General features: G+C 32.3%; 5 protein-coding genes. 2 read left to right on the top strand and 3 right to left on the bottom strand.

The window, feature by feature from the left end; translation table 11 throughout:
- Positions 1-469 (top strand): DUF72 domain-containing protein (locus SVN78_07795; protein MDY6821506.1); only part of this gene is annotated, 469 nt, incomplete at its 5' end.
- 2 nt (positions 470-471) lie between these two features.
- On the opposite strand, the gene SVN78_07790 is transcribed toward SVN78_07795, so the two are convergent.
- A complete protein-coding gene (locus SVN78_07790; protein ID MDY6821505.1) occupies positions 472-1530 on the bottom strand; it encodes an asparaginase in 1059 nt (352 codons plus the stop codon).
- Positions 1531-1642: 112 nt separating this feature from the next.
- Between SVN78_07790 and SVN78_07785 the strand changes: the two genes are divergently transcribed.
- A complete protein-coding gene (locus SVN78_07785; GenBank protein MDY6821504.1) occupies positions 1643-2995 on the top strand; it encodes a TrpB-like pyridoxal phosphate-dependent enzyme in 1353 nt (450 codons plus the stop codon).
- An 80-nt stretch (positions 2996-3075) separates the two neighbouring features.
- Here SVN78_07785 and SVN78_07780 read toward each other — a convergent pair whose 3' ends face one another.
- Positions 3076-5106, bottom strand: coding sequence for a S9 family peptidase (locus SVN78_07780; GenBank protein MDY6821503.1), 2031 nt, complete (start codon positions 5104-5106; stop codon positions 3076-3078).
- A partial coding sequence (locus tag SVN78_07775; protein MDY6821502.1) for an amidohydrolase family protein occupies positions 5099-5936 on the bottom strand: 838 nt, incomplete at its 5' end. The genes SVN78_07780 and SVN78_07775, both read right to left, overlap by 8 nt.

The raw sequence follows: 5936 nt of genomic DNA, 5'->3' as shown, positions 1-5936 counted from the left end.
GGAACTAGAGAATTTTTTTGAGGTTATATCGCAACTAGATAAAAAATTAAAAGTTATACTATGGCAGCTACCACCTGGCTTTAAAGTAAACATAGAGGTCTTTAATGACTTTTTAAATATGCTAACTAAATATAATAATATTAAAAATGTTTTTGAGTTTAGACATAAATCCTGGCTAACAGAGGATATTTATTCGCTCTGCAAAAAATTCAATATATGTATATGTATAGCTGATTATCCAGAATTTTTAAAAAATCCACCTATAACGGCTAATTTTTTATATGTCAGAAGACATGGTAAAGGCGGTAGATACAATACACTTTACACACGCCAAGAATTAGAAGATTTATCAAAATTTATAAAAGATAATAAAGATTCAATAAGCGAAGCATATATATATTTTAATAACGATTTTAATGCATATGCCCCACAAAATGCACAAGAGCTTATTGAAATTATAAATAAATAGATTTATTTATAATACAACTCTTGTATTTCCTCTCTATTATTAGTTTGTCCCAAGGCCAACATTAATAAAATCCTTGCCTTTGCAGGGGTTAAATCATCAGCAAATATTGCCCCTAATTTTTCTAAAGATCCACCCCCACCTAATACACCATAAACAGGCTTTACAGAACCATAATACACCCTTGTTGCTATAACAACATAGAGGCCTTTCTTAATAGCGTATTCAACTGCTTCATAAACTTCCTTATTAACATTCCCTCTTCCGAAGGCTATAACTACTAATCCGTCTACACCACTGTCTGCGGCATACCTAATATATTTACCTGTTGAGCCTGTAAACATTGTTATTATATCAACTTTTGCTAGTTTTTCAGGTAGTGGCAATTTAAGCCTACGCACAGGTTTGTTATAATAAATAACCCTATCATCATCAACATAACCTAAGTATCCATATTCACCTGATTCAAAGGTTTGGACATTATTTGTATGGGTTTTTCTTGACCCCCTTGCAGCGTTTATATAGCTATTCATACATATCATTACACCTCTATCAAAAGATGATTTTGATAAAACAATTCTCACTGCATTTAAAATATTTCTTGGGCCATCACTATCTTTATCAGTTGCAGTTCTTTGAGCACCTGTTAACACCACTGGCTTTTTACTATCTACCGTTAAATCTAAAAAATAAGCAGTCTCCTCCATAGTATCTGTCCCATGTGTTATAACAACACCTTTAACATCTTCTCTCTCTAATGTATTATTTACAAGTTTTGATAATCTTAACCAGTGGTCAGGCGTCATATAAGAGCTGTCAATATTGCTAAATTCAATTACTTCAATCTCAGCCAAATTTTTAATCTGTGGCACAGCCTCTACTAAATCCTTACCAGTTAAAGCTGGAACTGCTTTATTAGTTTTTTCATCTAGCTTCATTGCAATAGTTCCACCTGTTGAAATAACAACAACTTTTGGCAGAATACTGGCAAATAAAAAATTAGCGTTAAGAAATATCAAAAAACTTATAAATAGCAATAATGGGTAAATTTTATTTATCTTCATTGTCAAACCTCCATTTTTTTATTATACCAGAAATTAATCTATATTAATATGTTATTTGCTTTTTTTAGGTAATATGATATTAAATAATAAAGCTAAATTTATGGAGGCTACATTGGATAATGATTTAAAATATTTGTCTAATTACTGGTATAATATACAGGCTGATCTAAATGATTATGAGCCCTTGTTTTTTAATCCTGTAACAACAAAAAAAGCACAGATGGATGAATTAAATCTGATATTCCCAAAAAACCTAATTGAACAAGAAACCACCCGTGAAAAATATATTGAGATACCAGAGCAGGTATTAGATGTATATAAATTATACAGGCCAACCCCATTAAAAAGAGCATACAATTTAGAAAAGGTTTTACACACCCCTGCAAAAATATTCTACAAATATGAGGGAGCCTCCCCAACAGGCAGTCATAAATTAAATACTGCAATTGCACAAGCCTACTTTAACAAAATAAGTGGTATTAATACCCTAACAACCGAAACAGGCGCAGGTCAATGGGGCTCAGCCCTTGCTTTTGCCTGTAAACAACTAAAAATGCACTGTAAAATATTTATGGTAAAAATAAGTTTTGAACAAAAACCCTATAGAAGAATATTGATGAACCTAATGGATGGTGAGGTTATTGCTAGCCCTTCTGAGAAAACAGAGACGGGGAGAAAAATTTTGAAAGAGATGCCTAACTCTAATGGTAGTTTAGGTATAGCAATAAGTGAAGCCGTTGAGATAGCTGCAGCTAATAAGGATATAAACTATGCACTTGGTAGTGTTTTAAATCATGTAATACTCCACCAGAGTGTTATCGGATTAGAGTCAAAAAAACAACTTGCTTCAATAGGTATATACCCAGATATAGTAATAGGATGTTGTGGTGGGGGATCTAATTTTTCAGGCATCTCCTTTCCCTTTATTGCAGATAAGCTAAACGGGAAAGATGTTAGAGCCATAGCAGTAGAACCAATGGCATGCCCAACACTAACCAAGGGAAACTATACTTATGATTATGGGGATACAGCCAAGTTAACACCTATAATGAAAATGTATACATTGGGACACAATTTCATACCCCCAGCTATACATGCAGGTGGCCTACGTTATCACGGTGTTTCACCTTTATTAAGCCACATATATAATAAAGGATTGATTGAAGCAGTGGCACTGCCCCAATCTGAGGTTTATAAAGCTGGGAAATTATTTGCTGAGACTGAAGGTATTATTCCAGCCCCTGAATCAGCCCATGCAATAGCCACGGCTATTAAAGAAGCAAACATTTGTAATGAGAAAAACATATCAAAAAATATACTTTTTTGCCTAAGTGGACACGGCCATTTTGATATGTCATTTTATGAAAAACATATAAATAGAGAATTAGAGGATATAGACTATCCTGATCAGTATATAAAGGAATCATTGAAGGATTTGCCAAAAATTGAAACTAATAATTATTAACAAACAAGAAGTAATTGATAAAAAAACAAAAGAAAACATAAGCACAAATCATTTGTTTTAAAAATCTATGTAAAGAACTACTATTTTAAATAGCTGTCAAACCAATCTAGAATAGTATTATACCATAATTTTGAATTTTGCTGTTTCAACACCCAATGTCCTTCATCTGGGAAATATAAGAACTTTGAGGGAACATCCATCTGTTTTAAAGCAGTAAATAGTTGTAATCCTTCAGATAGATCAACCCTATAATCAAGACCACCATGAATAACAAGGCAGGGTGTAGAAAAATTTTCTACATAATTATGGGGTGACCATTCTTCATAAGTTTGTCTTGACTCCCAGTAAGGGCCACCAAATTCCCAAAAAGGAAACCATAATTCTTCTGTTGAACCCATAAAACTAACAATATTAAAAACACCATCATGGCTTACTAATGCTTTAAACCTATTAGTATGACCTTCTATCCAGTTTATCATATACCCACCAAATGAAGCACCTGCTGCACCCATTTTACTGCTATCGACATAGGGTAAGGTGGTAGCAAAATCAACCCCTTTCATAAGATCCTCATATACCTTACCACCCCAATCACCACTTACATCATTTATAAAATCCTGCCCAAAACCAACAGAGCCAGTTGGATTTGGCATCATTACAACATAACCTCTGCTGGCAAACAATTGCGCATTCCATCTATAACTCCAACTATCACTCCAAACTGATTGTGGACCACCATGAATAAGGTACAACAAAGGATATTTACTACCACTATTAAAATATGGTGGTTTTACGATAAATGCCTGTATATTTCTCTCTGCTCCTGAATATTCTATATTTTCAACATCCCCCAAACTTAAACTGCTTAAAAATTTATCATTATAGGAGGTTAACTTTTTTATATCTTGGCCATTGTAAGAATATATATCACTAGGCTCACTTAAACTTGAAACAGCAAAGTATAGATTATTATCTTTTGATATCTTTAAATTATAACAATAAATATTATCAACTATTTTTTCTCTTTTTACAAACCCATTTTTTTCAAAGTTAGATATATTTATTCTATAAATGGGTGTATAACCCCCTTCATCAACAGTGAAATATAGGTATTTCCCATCTTTTGACCAAACAACTTCTTCAACCCAATTATCAAAATTAGATGTTAAATCATATAATTTGTTTCTTACCCTATCATATAATATTAACCTAAATCTATCTGACTCATAATTTGGTGTAAATTGGCTCCTATAAGCTATATATCTGCCATTTGGAGAAAACCTGGGATAACCATCATAACCTTTATTTAGAGTTAGTTTAAATTGACTTTGTGTATTAACTTGAGAGAGTATAATATCTTTATTTGTACTTGTGCTTAAATCTTCATCTCTATTTACAACAAAAGCAATCTCTCTGCCATCCTTTGATATATCAAAATCCCTTTCACCGCCAAGAGAAAAAGGGGGTACTTCAAGGTCATTAGGTGATACATCAACATATTTTTTACTATTTATATTATAATAAAATAGATGCCTATATTTACCATCATACCACCTATCCCAATGTCTATATAACAGATTGTCTATAAGTTGTGCATTTACCTTCGATTTTTCTTCCTCTTCAAATTTCTTTTTAGAACATTCAATATCACCTTCACACTCAGCAAAAACAACTGCTGTAAAAAGCATGGACTTGCCATCATCTGATAAATAAAAACTCTCTATACTTAAAGGAAAATTTGTAATATGTTCTGTATTTAGTGTATCTATATTAATTCTAAATATTTTTGTTTTATTATCTTCTTTAGATTCAGATAAATAATAGACATGTTTATTATCATCTGCCCACTGTGGAGAATTTTCAGAAGTTTCACTATCAGTAAGTTGAACTACTTTTTTCTTTTCAAGATTCATCAAATATAGGTCATAGTTTATTCTATTTTCATTAAAAACAACCTCACCCAAAGAATAGACAATGTACTTTCCATCATCTGATAAATCAAAATCACCTAATCTCTTTAATTTTATCAGATTATCAAAATTTAAAACTGCTGCAGTTATTGATGCCGGCAAAAACAGCACTATTAATAAATAAGTAATCCTTTTAAACATATCTTTTTCTTTTTATATACTCCCCTTTTATATCATCTCCTATAAAGGCACCATCTTTTACCAACCACCTGCCCTTTGACATCACGTCAACTACGGCACCAGTTACATTCATTCCCTCATAAGGAGTGTAGTCAACATTTTCATGTAAATTATCTTTTGTAATCCTCCACTTTTTATGTGGATCAAATATTACTAAATCTGCATCAAAATTAGGAGCAATTGCACCCTTTAGCGGATAAAGCCCTGTTAATTTTGCAGGATTAAGGCAACACAAGTTGACAAATTGTTCTTTTGAAATGCGATTTCCTACTACACCTTCTGAGAAAATTAATACTAATCTGGTCTCAATACCCGGCGCTCCATTGGGAATCTTTGTAAAATCATCCCTTCCCATCTTTTTTTGTTCCAAAAAGAAGGGACAGTGGTCTGTTCCTATAACATTTATTACACCCTCATATAAAGCTTTCCACAGTGCTTCTTTAGAATCTTTGTCTCTTAAAGGTGGCGACATAACATATTTTGAAGCCTCTAAAAATTCATTTTTATATAAAGATTCATCTAATATTAAGTATTGTGGACAGGTTTCAACAAAAACTTTTGTCCCTTTTCCTAAGGCATCATATATAACCTGTAAACCCTCTTTAGAGGAAAGGTGAACAACATATATACCTAACTTAAATATACTACTATATGTAATTGCTCTGAAAATTGCTTCTGCTTCACTATTAGGGGTATGCACAACACTATGAAACAGTGGTGCAGTTTTACCATTATCAATAAATTTCTTTGATAAAAACTCTATTATATCCCCATTTTCACAGTGCAACATA

It is taken from the genome of Deferribacterota bacterium, assembly GCA_034189185.1.
Taxonomy (GTDB): domain Bacteria; phylum Chrysiogenota; class Deferribacteres; order Deferribacterales; family UBA228; genus UBA228.
This window is presented reverse-complemented; position numbering and strand designations above follow the sequence as displayed.

What these genes read in the sequence shown, in the direction of transcription:
- SVN78_07790 (MDY6821505.1), bottom strand. Translation starts at nt 1,530, where the DNA reads ATGAAGATAAATAAAATTTACCCATTATTGCTATTTATAAGTTTTTTG.
- SVN78_07780 (MDY6821503.1), bottom strand. Translation starts at nt 5,106, where the DNA reads ATGTTTAAAAGGATTACTTATTTATTAATAGTGCTGTTTTTGCCGGCA.